Annotated in this window: 15 protein-coding genes and 1 other RNA gene; 10 read left to right on the forward strand and 6 right to left on the reverse strand. The window is 66.4% G+C overall.

All coding sequences use genetic code 11. The features are described 5' to 3' along the window. Positions 1 to 44 precede the first annotated feature (44 nt). Positions 45 to 986, reverse strand: a complete 942-nt coding sequence (gene nudC, locus AQ619_RS01215; RefSeq protein WP_062143102.1) for an NAD(+) diphosphatase — start codon at positions 984 to 986, stop codon at positions 45 to 47. A gap of 87 nt (positions 987 to 1,073) precedes the next feature. Here nudC and ffs point away from each other — a divergent pair. The 4 genes from ffs to recR all read left to right on the forward strand — a co-directional run bounded on the left by ffs (position 1,074) and on the right by recR (position 4,205). Then, positions 1,074 to 1,164: signal recognition particle sRNA small type (gene ffs / locus AQ619_RS01220), an RNA gene on the forward strand. Positions 1,165 to 1,250: 86 nt separating this feature from the next. Beyond that, positions 1,251 to 3,068 (forward strand): DNA polymerase III subunit gamma/tau, encoded by a 1,818-nt coding sequence (locus AQ619_RS01225; protein WP_062143104.1) that lies wholly within the window; start codon positions 1,251 to 1,253, stop codon positions 3,066 to 3,068. 76 nt (positions 3,069 to 3,144) lie between these two features. Continuing rightward, complete coding sequence (locus AQ619_RS01230; protein ID WP_062143107.1) at positions 3,145 to 3,474, forward strand: YbaB/EbfC family nucleoid-associated protein; 330 nt, start codon at positions 3,145 to 3,147, stop codon at positions 3,472 to 3,474. A 125-nt stretch (positions 3,475 to 3,599) separates the two neighbouring features. Continuing rightward, positions 3,600 to 4,205 (forward strand): recombination mediator RecR, encoded by a 606-nt coding sequence (recR, locus tag AQ619_RS01235; protein WP_062143110.1) that lies wholly within the window; start codon positions 3,600 to 3,602, stop codon positions 4,203 to 4,205. Between the two features lie 3 nt (positions 4,206 to 4,208). Here recR and AQ619_RS18945 read toward each other — a convergent pair whose 3' ends face one another. Continuing rightward, the gene (locus AQ619_RS18945; protein ID WP_166504108.1) at positions 4,209 to 4,358 is read right to left on the reverse strand and encodes a hypothetical protein; all 150 of its coding nucleotides are present in this window, start codon (positions 4,356 to 4,358) and stop codon (positions 4,209 to 4,211) included. Positions 4,359 to 4,698: 340 nt separating this feature from the next. Here AQ619_RS18945 and AQ619_RS01240 point away from each other — a divergent pair, with 340 nt between their 5' ends. Then, the gene (locus AQ619_RS01240; RefSeq protein WP_062143112.1) at positions 4,699 to 6,582 is read left to right on the forward strand and encodes a peptide MFS transporter; all 1,884 of its coding nucleotides are present in this window, start codon (positions 4,699 to 4,701) and stop codon (positions 6,580 to 6,582) included. Between the two features lie 105 nt (positions 6,583 to 6,687). Here AQ619_RS01240 and tldD read toward each other — a convergent pair whose 3' ends face one another. Genes tldD through AQ619_RS01260 form a run of 4 tightly spaced genes read right to left on the reverse strand, consistent with a single transcriptional unit; the run spans position 6,688 to position 9,883 of the window. After that, on the reverse strand, positions 6,688 to 8,133 hold the full coding sequence (gene tldD / locus AQ619_RS01245) for a metalloprotease TldD (RefSeq protein ID WP_062143115.1): 1,446 nt from the start codon (positions 8,131 to 8,133) through the stop codon (positions 6,688 to 6,690). Positions 8,134 to 8,191: 58 nt separating this feature from the next. Next, on the reverse strand, positions 8,192 to 8,983 hold the full coding sequence (locus tag AQ619_RS01250; RefSeq protein ID WP_062143118.1) for a GIN domain-containing protein: 792 nt from the start codon (positions 8,981 to 8,983) through the stop codon (positions 8,192 to 8,194). A 10-nt stretch (positions 8,984 to 8,993) separates the two neighbouring features. Further along, positions 8,994 to 9,560: a DUF1700 domain-containing protein gene (locus AQ619_RS01255; protein WP_062143123.1), complete on the reverse strand. Its 567-nt coding sequence runs from the start codon at positions 9,558 to 9,560 to the stop codon at positions 8,994 to 8,996. Then, the gene (locus AQ619_RS01260) at positions 9,557 to 9,883 is read right to left on the reverse strand and encodes a PadR family transcriptional regulator (protein ID WP_062143126.1); all 327 of its coding nucleotides are present in this window, start codon (positions 9,881 to 9,883) and stop codon (positions 9,557 to 9,559) included. Before AQ619_RS01260 ends, AQ619_RS01255 begins: the two co-directional genes overlap by 4 nt. A gap of 367 nt (positions 9,884 to 10,250) precedes the next feature. Between AQ619_RS01260 and coxB the strand changes: the two genes are divergently transcribed. The 5 genes from coxB (at position 10,251) to AQ619_RS01280 (ending at position 14,770) form a co-directional block, all read left to right on the forward strand. Beyond that, a complete protein-coding gene (gene coxB, locus AQ619_RS01265; RefSeq protein WP_062151142.1) occupies positions 10,251 to 11,174 on the forward strand; it encodes a cytochrome c oxidase subunit II in 924 nt (307 codons plus the stop codon). A 23-nt stretch (positions 11,175 to 11,197) separates the two neighbouring features. Beyond that, positions 11,198 to 12,859, forward strand: coding sequence for a cytochrome c oxidase subunit I (gene ctaD, locus AQ619_RS01270; RefSeq protein ID WP_062143129.1), 1,662 nt, complete (start codon positions 11,198 to 11,200; stop codon positions 12,857 to 12,859). A 102-nt stretch (positions 12,860 to 12,961) separates the two neighbouring features. Then, on the forward strand, positions 12,962 to 13,972 hold the full coding sequence (gene cyoE, locus AQ619_RS01275) for a heme o synthase (RefSeq protein WP_062143132.1): 1,011 nt from the start codon (positions 12,962 to 12,964) through the stop codon (positions 13,970 to 13,972). Then, complete coding sequence (locus AQ619_RS18950) at positions 13,969 to 14,115, forward strand: hypothetical protein (RefSeq protein ID WP_166504109.1); 147 nt, start codon at positions 13,969 to 13,971, stop codon at positions 14,113 to 14,115. Before cyoE ends, AQ619_RS18950 begins: the two co-directional genes overlap by 4 nt. After that, positions 14,093 to 14,770: a cytochrome c oxidase assembly protein gene (locus AQ619_RS01280; protein WP_062143134.1), complete on the forward strand. Its 678-nt coding sequence runs from the start codon at positions 14,093 to 14,095 to the stop codon at positions 14,768 to 14,770. The genes AQ619_RS18950 and AQ619_RS01280 overlap by 23 nt, the downstream gene beginning before the upstream one ends. The last annotated feature ends 63 nt before the right edge of the window (positions 14,771 to 14,833 follow it).

The following is a 14,833-nucleotide window of genomic DNA, read 5'->3' on the forward strand; positions in this document are numbered from 1 at the left end:
GGGGGAGGACGGCTGCGAAGCAGCCAGGAGGGGGCGAGTGGCTCCTAAGCCTCCTCCACCCAGGCCTTGATCAGCTGATGGGCGATCGCCAGGGCCGGCGGGGCGAAGGTGCCTTCCAGCTCGCCCCGGATCAGGGCCCCGGCCTCTTCCTTGGTAAACCAGCGCACCTCTTCCAGTTCGGTCTGGTCGGGCCGGGCCTCTGCACTGTCGACCTGGGCGATCAGGCCCATCATCAGGGATGACGGCCAGGGCCAGGGCTGGCTGGAATGGTAGCGCACGCTGGTGGCCGTCAGGCCGGCCTCTTCCATCAGTTCGCGGGCGCAGGCCTCCTCGATGGTCTCGCCCGGCTCGAGGAAGCCCGCCAGGGCCGAGAACATGCCGGCCGGCCACATCGCCTGGCGACCCAGCAGGCATTTGTCCTCATGCACCGCCAGCATGATCGCCACCGGATCGGTGCGCGGGAAATGTTCGGCCTTGCAGGCGGGGCAGACGCGCTTCCAGCCCCCGTCACCGACCTCGGAGGCCTGGCCGCAGGCGCTGCACCAGCGGTGGCGGCGACGCCATTCGAACATCGAGCGGGCCGTGGCCAGGATGCCGGCATCGGCCGGTGGCATCGAGGCGGCGATGCCGCGCAGCTCCTCGAACCGGCCCAGCCCCTGCAGGGGGCCCTCGGCCGGATCGGCCGGGCCGTCCAGATCGACCGCGAACACCGCCAGATCCTTCCAGAGCCCCAGGAACAGCAGCTTCTCGGTCCCGGCCGCCAGTTCCTGGGCCATGTCGGCGCGCAGATAGGCGATCTGGACGCCCGTCGGCTTGCCGTCCTCGCCCAGGTTGTCCTCGACCAGGGGCTTGCCGTTCCAGATGGCCACGGCCAGGGAGGCGGGGTCGGCCAGCTTTTCGGCCAGCCAGGCGGCATCGCCGCGCCGCTCGCTGGAACGGTCCAGGGGATTGCCGGCGAAGGTGTTGGTGATGATCGAAAGAGCCATGTCCTGTCTCTAGCCCAGCGAGGAAGAGTCGTCACGACGTCGCACGGACTTGCATCGTCGGTCATGAGTCGCGATATAGGCCTCGGAGATCGGTGACGGGCGGAGCCCTCGCCAATCTGGTCAGGGCCGAGAGGCAGCAGCCACAACGAGCCAAGCTTCGGGTCGTCCGCCGGTCTCCACCTTTTCTCCTAAAACTGTCAGCAGTTGCCCGCCGCGCGCGCGCGAGCCTTTTGCTGGGCGCTCCGGCGCTCTACACTGACGGCCATGGCCGACCACGACGACCTCCAGACTGATTCCGCACCGCCGTGGGACGATGAACCCGCCGAGCGTGACGAGAACACGGCCGACATTTTCGGCGCGGCCCCGGCTGTGGTCGCCCCGCCGGTGGTCCAGCCCTCGCCGGACCTGGTCCATGACGACGCCGGCGCGGCCTATACCGTCCTGGCCCGCAAGTATCGGCCGCGCAATTTCGAGGACCTGATCGGCCAGGAGGCCATGGTCCGGACCCTGGCCAATGCCTTTTCCAGCGGCCGTATCGCCCATGCCTTCATGCTGACCGGCGTGCGCGGGGTGGGCAAGACCACGACCGCCCGTCTGCTGGCCCGCGCCCTGAACTACGAGACCGACACGGTTCACCAGCCCTCGGTCGACCTGACGGTCGACGGCCGTCACTGCAAGTCGATCATCGAAGGCCGGCACATGGACGTGCTGGAGCTGGACGCCGCCAGCCGCACCAAGGTCGACGAGATGCGCGAGCTGCTGGACGGGGTGCGCTACGCCCCGGTCGAGGCGCGCTACAAGGTCTACATCATCGACGAAGTGCACATGCTGTCGACGGCGGCGTTCAACGCCCTGCTGAAGACGCTGGAAGAGCCGCCGCCGCACGCCAAGTTCATCTTCGCCACCACCGAGATCCGCAAGGTGCCGGTGACCATCCTGTCGCGGACCCAGCGCTTCGACCTGCGCCGGGTCGAGCCGGACGTGCTGGTCAAGCACTTCGACCGGATCGCGGCCAAGGAGGGCGCGCGGGTCGATGCCGACGGCCTGGCCCTGATCGCCCGCGCCGCCGAGGGATCGGTGCGCGACGGTCTGTCCCTGCTCGACCAGGCCATTGTCCAGGCCGAGCGCGGGGCGACGGTCTCGGCCGCCGTGGTCCGCGACATGCTGGGCCTGGCCGATCGCGGCCAGACCATCGCCCTGTTCGAGTCCGTAATGGGCGGCAAGCCGGCGGAGGCCCTCGAAGGCTTCCGCGCCCTGTGGGGTTTCGGGGCTGACCCGGCGGTGGTCATGCTCGACCTGCTGGACCACTGCCACGGGGCGGCGGTGGCCAAGGCCCTGGGGCCCGACGCCCTGACCCTGCCCAAGGAACAGGCCGCCCGCCTGGCTGCCATCGGGGCCCATACCTCGGCCGGCACCCTGTCGCGGCTCTGGCAGATGCTGCTCAAGGCCCATGACGAGGTGCGCCGCGCGCCCGACGCCATGGCGGCGGCCGAAATGGCCCTGATCCGGCTGTGCTATGCCGCCGACCTGCCCGGTCCGGAGGAAGCCCTCAAGGCCCTGCGGGACGGCAATGCACCCGGCGGCCTCGGCGGCGGTGGCGGGTCTGCGGGTGGCGGCGGGTCCGGCGGCGGCGTCAGCGCCCAGATGGTCTCCATGGCCTCACCGGCCGCCCAGGCCCTGCCGGTCCTGGCCTCGTTCGACGATGTCCTGGCCCTGATCGCCGCCAAGCGCGACATCGGCCTGAGGCTGGATGTCGAACAGTTCGTGCGCCCGATCAGCTTCCGGCCCGGTGCCATCACCTATGAGCCCGCGCCCGGCGCGCCCGGCAATCTGGCCGGACGTCTGGTTCGCGCGCTGAAGGAATGGACCGGCCAGCCCTGGCTGGTGGCGGCCGAGGGCGGCGGCGGGGCCGAGAGCCTGCTGGAGCGCCAGAAGCGCGAAGACCGCGAGGCCCTGGCCGAAATCAAGGCCGATCCGTTCGTGGCCTCTCTGCTGGCGGCCTTTCCCGGCGCCGAACTGGAGGTTCGCAAGATCCCCGGCCCCAGCCTGGCACCGAGCGAGCCGGACGAACTCGAGGACTAAGAGTCACTGCAAGCGGCACCGGTTTCCCGGTACGGCGTCGCTTCGCTCCTGGACCGGGAATGACGGATTTGACGGCATGAAAGACCTCGGCGGCCTGATGAAGCAGGCTCAGGAGATGCAGCAGAAACTGGCCGATGCCCAGGCGCGGCTGGCCGAGACCCTGGTCGAGGGTACCTCGGGCGGCGGCATGGTCACCGTCACCCTCAAGGGCACGGGCGAACTGGCCCGGGTGGTGCTTGACGAGAGCCTTGTCGAGCCGGGCGAGGGCGAGGTCATTGCCGACCTGATCGTCGCCGCCCATGCCGATGCCAAGAAGAAGCTCGACGCCAAACAGGCCCAGATGATGCAGGAGGCCGCCGGACCCATGGCCGGCATGATGGGCGGTCTGCCGGGCATGAAGTTCTAGGCCAGGGAGCCGCCATCCTCGTCCTTCGACAAGCTCGGGATGAGGATGTCTACTGAGTCAAGAATCGCCCTCATCCTGAGCTCGTCGAAGGACGAGGGCGACACCTCACCTTAGCAAGAGACCTGATGGCCGCCTCCGCCGGACCCGAGATCGAGCGCCTGATCGCCCTGCTGTCCAAGCTGCCGGGGCTGGGGCCGCGGTCTGGCCGGCGGGCGGCCCTGGCCCTGCTCAAGAAGCGCGACACCCTGCTGGCTCCGCTGACGGCGGCCATGGTCGATGCCCAGGCCAAGGTGCGGACCTGCACTGTGTGTGGCTCGCTGGATACCACCGAGCCCTGCGCGGTCTGCAGCGACGAGACCCGCGACGGACGGCTGATCTGCGTTGTCGAGGAGGTTGGCTCGCTGTGGGCCATGGAGCGCGGCGGCCAGTTCAAGGGCCGCTATCATGTGCTGGGTGGTCTGCTTTCGGCCCTGGACGGGATTGGACCCGAGGCGCTGCGGATCGCCGAGTTGCTGGCGCGGGTGACCAGAGGCGAGGTGGCGGAGGTCATCCTGGCCCTGCCGGCCACGGTCGACGGCCAGACCACGGCCCACTATCTGGCGGACCGGCTGGCGGTGGCCTCGAATGTCTCGGTGACGATGCTGGCGCGCGGCGTTCCGGTCGGGGGCGACCTGGACTGGCTGGATGACGGCACGATCGCCCAGGCGTTGAGGGCCCGTCGACCGGCCTGAGGTCTAGAAGAGGGCGCGGAAGGCGAAGGCCAGGCCGACCCAGAAGGCCAGGCTGACGCCGATCAGGGCGATGCGGCCCCAGGCCAGGCGCGGAGCGGCGACGCGGGGAGCGGCGGAGACGGACGGCGAATGCTCGACGCTGATATAGGCCATGGCTTCCTCCATGCCCCCGTTCCGGAGGCTTGATGCTTGGGCATCCGACCTCACGCAACGCCCTGATCCTTTAACAAGTCCCTACCGCGCGCACGGCGGGCGGTGCGTCAAACCGTCCCATCCTTGCGGGTTTAGCCGGCGTTCGGCCCCTGACTCACGAGTCGCCCAAATGGAGAAATCCTGTGTGTGGTAAACACGCGTCGAGCGAACCAGGCTCCCCGGCGGCAAGCCGTTGCTTGTTAAACGCATTGTCGCGTGATCTTCTCCCGCCAACTGGGGGAGGCGGGGGCAAAACGACCATGGCGGCTGCTCCGACCCCTTATCACGTCAAGGTTAGTGCATGAATATCGTCATCGCCCTGGGCATACTGGTCACGCTCGTGACCGGCATTCCCGTGCTTATCCAGCTTCTCCGAGAGCATCCCAAAGGACTGCTTATCCTGTTCTTTGCCGAAATGTGGGAGCGTTTCTCCTACTATGGCATGCGCGCCATCCTGATCTTCTATCTGACGCAGCACTTCCTGTTCGATCCCAAGGCCGCTTCGGCCCATTATGGTTCCTACACTTCGCTGGTCTATCTGCTGCCCCTGATCGGCGGCTTCCTGGCCGACAAGTATCTGGGCACCCGCAAGGCAGTGGCGTTCGGCGCGATTCTTCTGGTCGCCGGCCACCTGACCATGGCGATCGAGGGCAAGCCCGCCGTCCAGACCCTGACCTATCAGGGCGCGACCTATGACTTCCAGGCCGAGGGCCGGGGTCAGGAACTGGTCGCCAAGCTGGTGGTCGACGGCAAGCCCTATGACGTGGCCGCCACCAAGGCCGGTGATTTCGAGGTCAAGGGCCTGCCCGCCAACGCCCCCCTGCCCAGCGTCCTGCCCAAGGCGGACTACAAGCTGGACGTCAAGGATCGCGATCCGACCTATCTGAACATCTTCTGGCTGGCCCTGTCGCTGATCATTGTCGGCGTCGGTTTCCTCAAGCCCAATATCTCGACCATCGTCGGACAGCTCTATCCCCAGGGCGATCCGCGCCGCGATCCGGGCTTCACCCTCTACTATTACGGCATCAATCTCGGCTCGTTCTGGGCCTCGATCCTGTGCGGCCTGCTGGGCGTCACGGTCGGCTGGTGGGCGGGCTTCGGCCTGGCCGGTATCGGCATGCTGGCCGGCTTCATCGTCTTCGTTCTCGGCAAGCCCCTGCTAATGGGCAAGGGCGAGCCGCCGGAACCCAAGGTCCTGAAGACCAAGGTGGTGGGCCCGATCGATCGCGAGATGCTGATCTATATCCTGTCGCTGATCGGCGTGGCCGGCGTTTTCTATCTGGTGCAGCGCAACCCCGTGGTCGGTGCGGCCCTGATCGCCGGCATCGTCGCCTCGCTGGGCTATATCGTCTGGTTCATGTTCGCCAAGTGCGGCAAGGAAGAGCGCGAGCGCCTGGCCCTGGCCGTATTCCTGATCTTCGGCGCCGTGGTGTTCTGGACCCTGTTTGAACAGGCCGGGTCGTCGCTCAGCCTGTTTGCGGCCACCAATGTCCAGCTCGACCTGGTCAAGGCACCGGTCCAGTGGTTCGGCGGCGCGGTCACCCTGGCCACGCCTGACCAGCTGGTTGCGGCCGGGATCGACAAGGCCTCGACCTTCTGGGTCAATACCAGCTTCAACGCTCCGCAGACCCAGGCTCTGAACGCCGGCTGGATCCTGATCTTCGCTCCGGTCTTTGCCTTCCTCTGGACCTGGCTGGGCAAGCGCGGCCGGGATCTGAACCCCGTCGTCAAGTTCGGCCTGGCCCTGTTGCAGGTCGGGGCCGGCTTCCTGCTGCTGCAGGTCGGGGCCACCTTCGCCGACGGCGCCTTCCGCATGCCCCTGGTGTTCCTGGTGGTCATGTACATGCTGCACACCACCGGTGAGCTCTGCATGTCGCCGGTCGGTCTGTCGCAGATGACCAAGCTGTCGCCGCCGACCGTCGTGTCCTTCATGATGGCCGTCTGGTTCCTGGCCGTGGCCATCGCCCAGTATGTCGGCGGCATCATCGCCGGCCTGACCACCACCGAGACGGTGGGTGGCCAGGTTCTGGACCCCGCTGCGGCCCTGGCCACCTCGCTGCAGGTGTTCAATGTCATCGGCCTGGTCTCGATCGGCATCGGGATCCTGTTCCTGATCCTGTCGCCCTGGCTCAAGAAGTGGTCGCACGGCTCGGACGACACCGACGCCCCGACGACGGCCCACTAGTCGTCAGGCACCAGAAACGACAAAGGCCCCGGAGCGATCCGGGGCCTTTTTTGGTTGGGGGCTCGAGGGGGGCGGACCCACCCATAGGCCTGTCTTCCCGAGGGCCTAAACTGCGGTACCGCCGACGGTCAGGCCGGTGATCTTCAGGGAGGGTTGGCCGACGCCGACCGGCACGCCCTGGCCGGACTTGCCGCAGACACCGATGCCGGGATCGAAGTCGAAGTCGTGGCCGATCATGGTCACCCGGGTCAGGGCGCTGGGGCCGTCGCCGATCAGGGTGGCCCCCTTGACCGGAGCAGTGATCTTGCCGTCCTCGACCAGATAGGCCTCGGTGCACTGGAAGACGAACTTGCCGTTGGTGATGTCGACCTGGCCGCCGCCGAAATTGGCGCAGTAGAGGCCGCGCTTCATCGAGGCGATCATCTCGGCCGGATCGTCGTTGCCGGCCAGCATGCCGGTATTGGTCATGCGTGGCATCGGCATGTGGGCATAGGACTGGCGGCGGCCGTTGCCGGTGGCCTCCATGCCCATCAATCGGGCGCTCATCCGGTCGTGCATATAACCCACCAGGATACCGTCCTCGATCAGGATGGTGCGTTCGGTCGGGGTGCCTTCGTCGTCGATGGTCAGGGAGCCGCGTCGGCCGGGCAGAGAGCCGTCGTCAAAGACGGTGACGCCCTTGGCCGCGACGCGTTCGCCGATGCGGCCGGAGAAGGCCGAAATGCCCTTGCGGTTGAAATCGCCTTCCAGGCCATGGCCGACGGCTTCGTGCAGCAGCACACCGTTCCAGCCCGACCCCAGGACCACGTCCATCTCGCCGGCCGGGCAGGGGACAGCGTCGAGATTGACCAGGGCCATCCGCAGGGCCTCGTCGACCTGGCCCTGCCACTTGTCGGGGCTGATCCAGGCGGCGAAACCGGCGCGGCCACCGGCCCCGGCCGACCCGCTCTCGCGCTTGCCGTCCTTCTCGACCGTGACCTGGACATTGACCCGGACCAGGGGGCGGACGTCGCGGACCAGCTTGCCGTCGGCGCGGAGGATCTCGACCACCCGCCGTTCGCCGGCCAGTGAGGCCATGACCTGGACGACGCGCGGATCGCGGGCCCGGGCGAAGGCATCGATTTCCTGTAGCAGGGCAACCTTGTCGGAAAAGGCGGGCGAGGCGAGGGGGTCGTCCTCGCCATACAGCCGTTCATTGGTCGAGCGGGGGCCCTCGGCGCTGACGCCGGCATAGCCGCGCTTGGCCAGGCTGGCCGAGGCGGCGGCCCGGCCGAGGGCGGCCTCGGAGATCTCGGCGGCATGGGCGTAGCCGGCGGTCTCGCCGGCCACGACGCGCAGGCCGAAGCCCTCGCCCGAATCATAGGAGGCACTTTTCAGGCGACCGTCATCAAAAACGAAGGCCTCACTCTCGGAGCGTTCGAGGAACATCTCGCCGTCATCGGCCCCGGCCAGGGCCTCGCCCAGGATCCTGCGGGCCTGGTCGGGATCGACGCCGGCGGCGTCGAGCAGGGAAGGGGCGTTGAGAAGCGAGGCGGGGATCGGAGCGTTCATGCCCCTATAGCTAGGCGTTTGCAGCGCTTTCGTCACCCCGCCCCTTTGGTCTTGGCCGTTACTCGTAGTCGTGCTGCACGGTGCCCGAGCCGCTGGTATTGGCCGTGAGGCTGGCCGGCTGGGCCTGCAGGCTGACATCGCCGCTGCCCGACAGGGCGATGGTGACGACGTTTTTCGCCGTGACCACGGCATTGCCGCTGCCCGAGATCATCAGGTCGGCATTCTTGGCGGCCAGGTCGTCCAGTTGGGCTTCGCCCGATCCGGCCGAGGTCAGGGACAGGACCGCGACCTTGCCCTCGGCGGAGACATCGCCGCTGCCATTGATCGCCAGGCTTAAGGTCGGCTGGTCAAAGGCCTGGATCTCGAGATCGCCGGACCCGTCCAGCTTGATCTGGCTGATGTTTGGCGCGGTGACGACGATCCTGGTCTGGTCGGCATAGCTGTGAACGCGGATGCCGTTGCGGTCGATGGTCAGGCTGTCGGCGTTCAGGTTGCCGTCACCGTCCGCCAGACTGATCCGGCCGGCATCGACCCGCAGGCGGTCGACGACGGCGGCAGGACCGCTGACCTCGATCCGGGCGACGGGGCCCTGGACATAGGTGACGTCGATCGGCAGGTCGAGGGTCAGGGTGTCACCGGTCCAGGCCAGCTGTCGCGAGACGAGCGGTGAGGCTTGCTTGCCGACCGAGCCCAGATGACGGCTATGGATCTGCCCTCTGTCTTGACTGTCGAACGGAATGGTCCAGCCGTCCTTCAGGATGACGGGTCCGGCCAGGGCGGCGACGCCGGCGGCGCTGCCGAGCATCAGCACAAAGCTGGCCCCGCCGATGATGAGCGCATTACGGATCATGACGGGCCCCTCAGCCTTGATTGTTGATGGCCGGCTTCAGCAGCCGGAAGTGCAGGCGGCCGAACCAGACCACTGCGTTGAAGATGCCAACCGTGGCGATGGTCAGCAGCGAGCCCAGGAAGGTCGCGCCGGCCATCAGGGCCACACCGGCCAGGAAGGCGGTCATGGGACCGCCCGGAGGTGCCGCCAGCGGACCCATGGCGAAAACGAAGCCGCCCGAGACGAACAGGGCCACCACAGCGACCAGGAAGCCGAACAGGGCCGCAAGAACGCCCATCAGCATCGGCAGCAGGAACATGATGTCGATGGCACCCAGGCCGATCAGGGCAATGATCGCTGCCCCGGCCGCAGCGGGATTCTTGGTCTCCTCCCAGCGCCGGAGCCCGGCATCGGCACGCAGTTCGCGGGCCAGACGGTCGGGATCGCCGAGGGCGGCGGCTGCGTCCGACTCGCTGCGGCCTTCGGCCATGGCGTCGGCGAAGTGGGCCTCATGATCGGCGACGATGTCGGCGATCGTGGTGGCGGGCAGGCCGGCCAGGCCCCGGCGCAGCCGGGTCATGAACTCGAGACGGGTCATGCGGCAGCTCCCAGTATGTCTTCGACGGCCGTGGTGAAGGCGGCCCATTCGGCCTTCTGCTGCGTGAAGCTGGCGCGGCCAGCCGAGGTCAGGCGGTAATATTTACGCGGCGGGCCGCTCTGGGATTCGACCAGATAGGTCTCCACCAGCCCGTCCGACTGCATGCGGCGCATCAGCGGATAGATTGTTCCCTCCCCCATATCGATGTCCTTCGCGAGCTTGCTGGCGATCTCATAGGCATAGCTGTCGGCGCGTGAGAGCAGGGCCAGCACGCAGAGCGCCAGCACGCCCTTCTTCAGTTGAATTTCAATGGCTTCCGGCACGTTGTCCTCGCCGCGGTTGATGCACTCTTCTATCGCACGGTACTGATCGGTACAAGGTACCTGTCAATGAATGTTACGTAATGAACCGGAGCGCCGGGAGCGGCCTTTTTGAAACTGGTTCGCAGCTGGGAACCCAAACCGTTGTGCCGACGGGTTTGGCGGGGGTTTGAGGCGCTTGGCAACCGCTGGCGATGCGCGTATGCAGCCAACAGAATGGTCAGTTGGGCGGGCGCGACCGCGACTCTCTCTATCGAGTCGATTGCGCGATACCGCGAGCCTGACTGTAATGTGTATGTCGGCGCGGCGTGACGTTGATCAAGGTCAAATGATCGACGGCAGGTCGCCGCTGAAACGGGCCGTGAGGAATATGAAGGCGCAATTTCAGGGGATTCGGCGGATTTTGACGGGCGCTGGCGCCCTCGCCGCCACGATGATGTTCGCGGGGCAAGCCCTTGCTGACGATCTGATGGGCCAGCCGACGCCGGGGGCGATCGACCTCCAGCCGGCCGCCTCGTCGCTCAAGCACGATGCGATCTGGTTCCACAATGTGATCCTGATGCCGATCATCACGGTCATCACCTTGTTCGTGCTGGCGCTGATCATCTGGATCGCGATCCGCTACAACAAGAAGGCCAACCCGGTCCCGGCCAAGTTCAGCCACAACACCACCATCGAGATCATCTGGACGGTCGTTCCGGTGATCATCCTGATGGTGATCGCGATCTTCTCGTTCCGGCTGCTGTTCGCCTATAACGACATGCCCAAGCCGTACATGACCGTAAAGGCCACCGGCTATCAGTGGTACTGGGGCTATGAGTATCCCGACCAGAAGATCAGCGAGATCATCTCGGTCGGCCTCTCGGAAGCCGATTCCAAGGCCAAGGGCGTGCCCTATCGCCTGGCGGCCGACAACGCCCTGGTCGTGCCGGTCAATCAGGTGGTCCGCGTCCAGGTCACCGGTGCCGACGTGATCCACGCCTTCGCCCTGCCGGCCTTCGGCCTGAAGACCGACGCCATTCCCGGCCGCCTGAACGAAACCTGGTTCAAGGCCGAGAGGACCGGCGTCTTCTACGGCCAGTGCTCGGAGCTGTGCGGCGTCGACCACGCCTTCATGCCCATCGAGATCAAGGTCGTGACCCAAGCCGAGTTCGACGCCTGGGTGCAGTCCAAGACCGCTCCGCCGGCGGCCGCCCCCGTCGCTGACGCCGCCGCTCCGGCTGCCGCTGTCGCGACCCCGGCCGCCGCTCCCGCCACCGCCCCGGCCGCGGCTCCCGCCGCGCCGGCGGTTTAAGATACGATTGCAGGATTAGTCCGATGGCTCACGCCGCTGACACCCACCACGACGACGCCCACGGCGCCGACGACAAGCCGCCCTTCTTCCAGCGCTGGTTCTTCTCGACGAACCACAAGGACATCGGCACCCTCTACATCCTGTTCGCCATCATGGCGGGCCTGGTGGGCGGGGCCCTGTCGGGCCTGATCCGCTGGGAGCTGATGGAGCCGGGCATCCAGGTGTTCTCCGACACCGGCGTCCTCGCCCAGATGGGTCTGTTCAAGGGCAAGCACGGCTATAACGCCGTGGTCACCGCCCACGCCCTGATCATGATCTTCTTCATGGTCATGCCGGCGATGATCGGCGGCTTCGGCAACTGGTTCGTTCCGATCATGATCGGCGCGCCGGACATGGCCTTCCCGCGGATGAACAACATCTCGTTCTGGCTGCTGATCGCTGCCTGGGTCCTGCTCTGCGTCTCGATGTTCGTCGACGGCGGTCCGGGCCACGGCTTCGGGGGTGGCTGGACCATCTATCCGCCGCTGTCGACCATCGGTCACAAGGGTCCGGCCATGGATCTCGCGATCCTGTCGCTCCACCTGGCCGGTGCCTCGTCGATCCTCGGCGCGATCAACTTCATCACCACGATCTTCAACATGCGCGCGCCGGGCATGACCCTGCACCGCATGCCGCTGTTCGCCTGGTCGGTGCTGATCACCGCCTTCCTGCTGCTGCTGTCGCTGCCCGTCCTGGCCGGCGCCATCACCATGCTGCTGACCGACCGTAACTTCGGCACCCACTTCTTCGATCCGGCCGCCGGCGGCGACCCCGTCATGTTCCAGCACCTGTTCTGGTTCTTCGGTCACCCGGAAGTGTACATCCTGATCCTGCCAGGCTTCGGCATCATCAGCCACATCGTCTCGACCTTCTCCAAGAAGCCGGTCTTCGGTTATCTGGCGATGGCCTATGCCATGGTCGCCATCGGCTTCGTCGGCTTCGTCGTGTGGGCGCACCACATGTACACCGTCGGCATGAGCATCAATCTGCGCGCCTATTTCGTGGCCGCCACGATGATCATCGCCGTTCCGACCGGCGTGAAGATCTTCTCCTGGATCGCCACGATGTGGGGCGGGTCGATCAGCTTCAAGACGCCCATGCTGTGGGCGATCGGCTTCATCTTCCTGTTCACGGTCGGCGGCGTCACCGGCGTCGTCCTGTCCAATGCCGGCATCGACTACAGCCTGCATGACACCTATTACGTCGTCGCCCACTTCCACTACGTGCTGTCGCTGGGCGCGGTGTTCGCCATCTTCGCCGGCTTCTTCTACTGGTTCGAGAAGATGTGGGGCGTGAAGTACAACGAGTTCCTGGGCTGCGTGCAGTTCTGGATCATGTTCGTCGGCGTCAACCTGATCTTCTTCCCGCAGCACTTCCTGGGCCTGCAGGGCATGCCGCGTCGCTATGTCGACTATCCGGACGCCTTCGCGAAGTGGAACTATGTCTCGACCGTCGGCTACCTGATCACGGTCGTTGGCGTGGTGGTGTTCCTGATCATCCTGATCGAGGCCGCTGTCCGTCGCCGCAAGGCCGAGGCCAATCCGTGGGGCGAAGGTGCCACCACCCTGGAATGGACCCTGTCCTCGCCGCCGCCGTTCCACCAGTTCAGCGAGCCGCCGGTGATCAAGGAAGACGATCACCACTGATCGCCGACCTGACGACAGACTGAAACGCGGGGGCGCGGTCTGGACCACTTAAGGGTCCGGGCCGCGCCCTTCGCCCATAAAGACCGCTATAAACAGACGCCGATGCCCAAAACCGCCGCCCTGACTCCAGAAACCGACCAGACGCCCACGGCCCCGGCCGCGGCGCGCTGGCAGGATTTCTTCCAGCTGCTGAAGCCCCGCGTCATGTCGCTGGTGGTCTTCACGGGCCTGACCGGCCTGCTGGCGGCGCGCGCGCCCGTGCACCCGGTTCTGGCCGCCGTAGCGGTGCTGTGCATCGCCGTCGGTGCCGGGGCCTCCGGGGCCCTGAACATGTGGTTCGATGCCGACATCGACAGGCTGATGCGCCGCACCCGCGGCCGCCCCGTACCCTCGGGCAAGGTGCGCGGCGACGATGCCGCGGCCCTGGGCGTGGTCCTGAGCCTGCTGTCGGTCATGCTGCTGGGCATGGCGGTCAACTGGCTGGCCGCCGGCCTGCTGGCCTTCACCATCGTCTTCTATGCCGTGGTCTACACCATGTGGCTCAAGCGCTGGACGCCGCAGAACATCGTCATCGGCGGCCTGGCCGGGGCTCTGCCCCCCGCCATCGGCTGGGCGGCCGCAACCGGCTCGGCCCCGCTCAATGCCTGGCTGATGGTCGCCATCATCTTCTTCTGGACCCCGCCCCACTTCTGGGCCCTGTCGCTGTACATCACCACCGACTATGCGAAGGCCGGCGTGCCGATGCTGCCGGTGGTCAAGGGTGCCAAGGCCACCCGCCTGCAGATCCTGATCTACAGCCTGATCCTGATCCCGATCTGCCTGTCGCCGGTCCTGACCGGCCTGGGCGGCCCGCTCTATCTGGCCGTCGCCGGCCTGGGCGGCGCGGTGTTCCTGCTGCTGGCCGTCCGGGTGTTCCTGAGCAAGGCCGGGGATGCGGCAGATCCGCGCGCCGCCGACCGCGACCTCTATGAGGTGACCGAAGACATGAAGGCCGCCGGTGCCAAGGCGGCCCGCAACCTGTTCGCCTTCTCGATCCTGTATCTGTTCGCCCTGTTCGCCGCCCTGCTGGGTGAGGCGGTCCTGGGCGTCAAAGCATTGGAGCTTCTGCGATGAACAAGCTTGTCGAAGACGATGCCGCGAGGGCGCGAAAAGGGCGAAACATCGCCCTGGGTCTGGGCTTGCTGGCCTTCGTCATTCTGGTTTTTGTTGTCACTGTCGTGAAGCTTGGTGCCAATGTCGCAAACCGTCCCTTCTGATCCCGGCCAGACCCCGGCCCCTGCCAAGGCGCTCAAGTCGGTCAAGGACCTGACGGCCCGGCGCAATGCCCGGGTCGGCCTCCTGTGCGCAGCAGCCTTTTTCGGCATGGTCGGCGCGGCCTATGCCTCGGTGCCGCTCTACAAGCTGTTTTGCCAATTGACCGGCTTTGACGGCACGGTCCGCAAGGCGGATCTCGCCCCGACTCGCATCCTCGATCGCAAGGTCACCATCCGATTCGATTCCAATATCCGCGAACTGCCCTGGACCTTTTCGACCGAGCAGGTCAGCCAGCAGGTCCGGATCGGCGACACGGGCCTGGCCTTCTTCAAGGTCACCAATAACAGCGACCAGCCCATGACCGGCCGGGCCATCTACAATGTGGTCCCCGAACAGGCCGGGCCCTATTTCCAGAAGCTGGAGTGTTTTTGCTTTAGCAATCAGACGATTGCGGCCGGCCAGACGGTCGAATTCCCGGTCGTTTACTTCGTCGATCCCCAATATGCGGACGATCCGGAGACCAAGGGCAAGGGCGAGATCACCCTGTCCTACACCTTCTTCCCGGCGGTTCTCGACGATCCGAAGCAAAAACAGACGGCTTCGACGACGCCGCGCATCGTGCAACCCCTTGGCGGCGCGCCGTCTAGGGGGCTATAGCGTTTCATCAAGACGCGCGAGGGCGGGGGGACCGGCCATCGCGACCAGAGGGATATAAGGGTT

It is taken from the genome of Caulobacter henricii, from assembly GCF_001414055.1.
GTDB lineage: Bacteria > Pseudomonadota > Alphaproteobacteria > Caulobacterales > Caulobacteraceae > Caulobacter > Caulobacter henricii.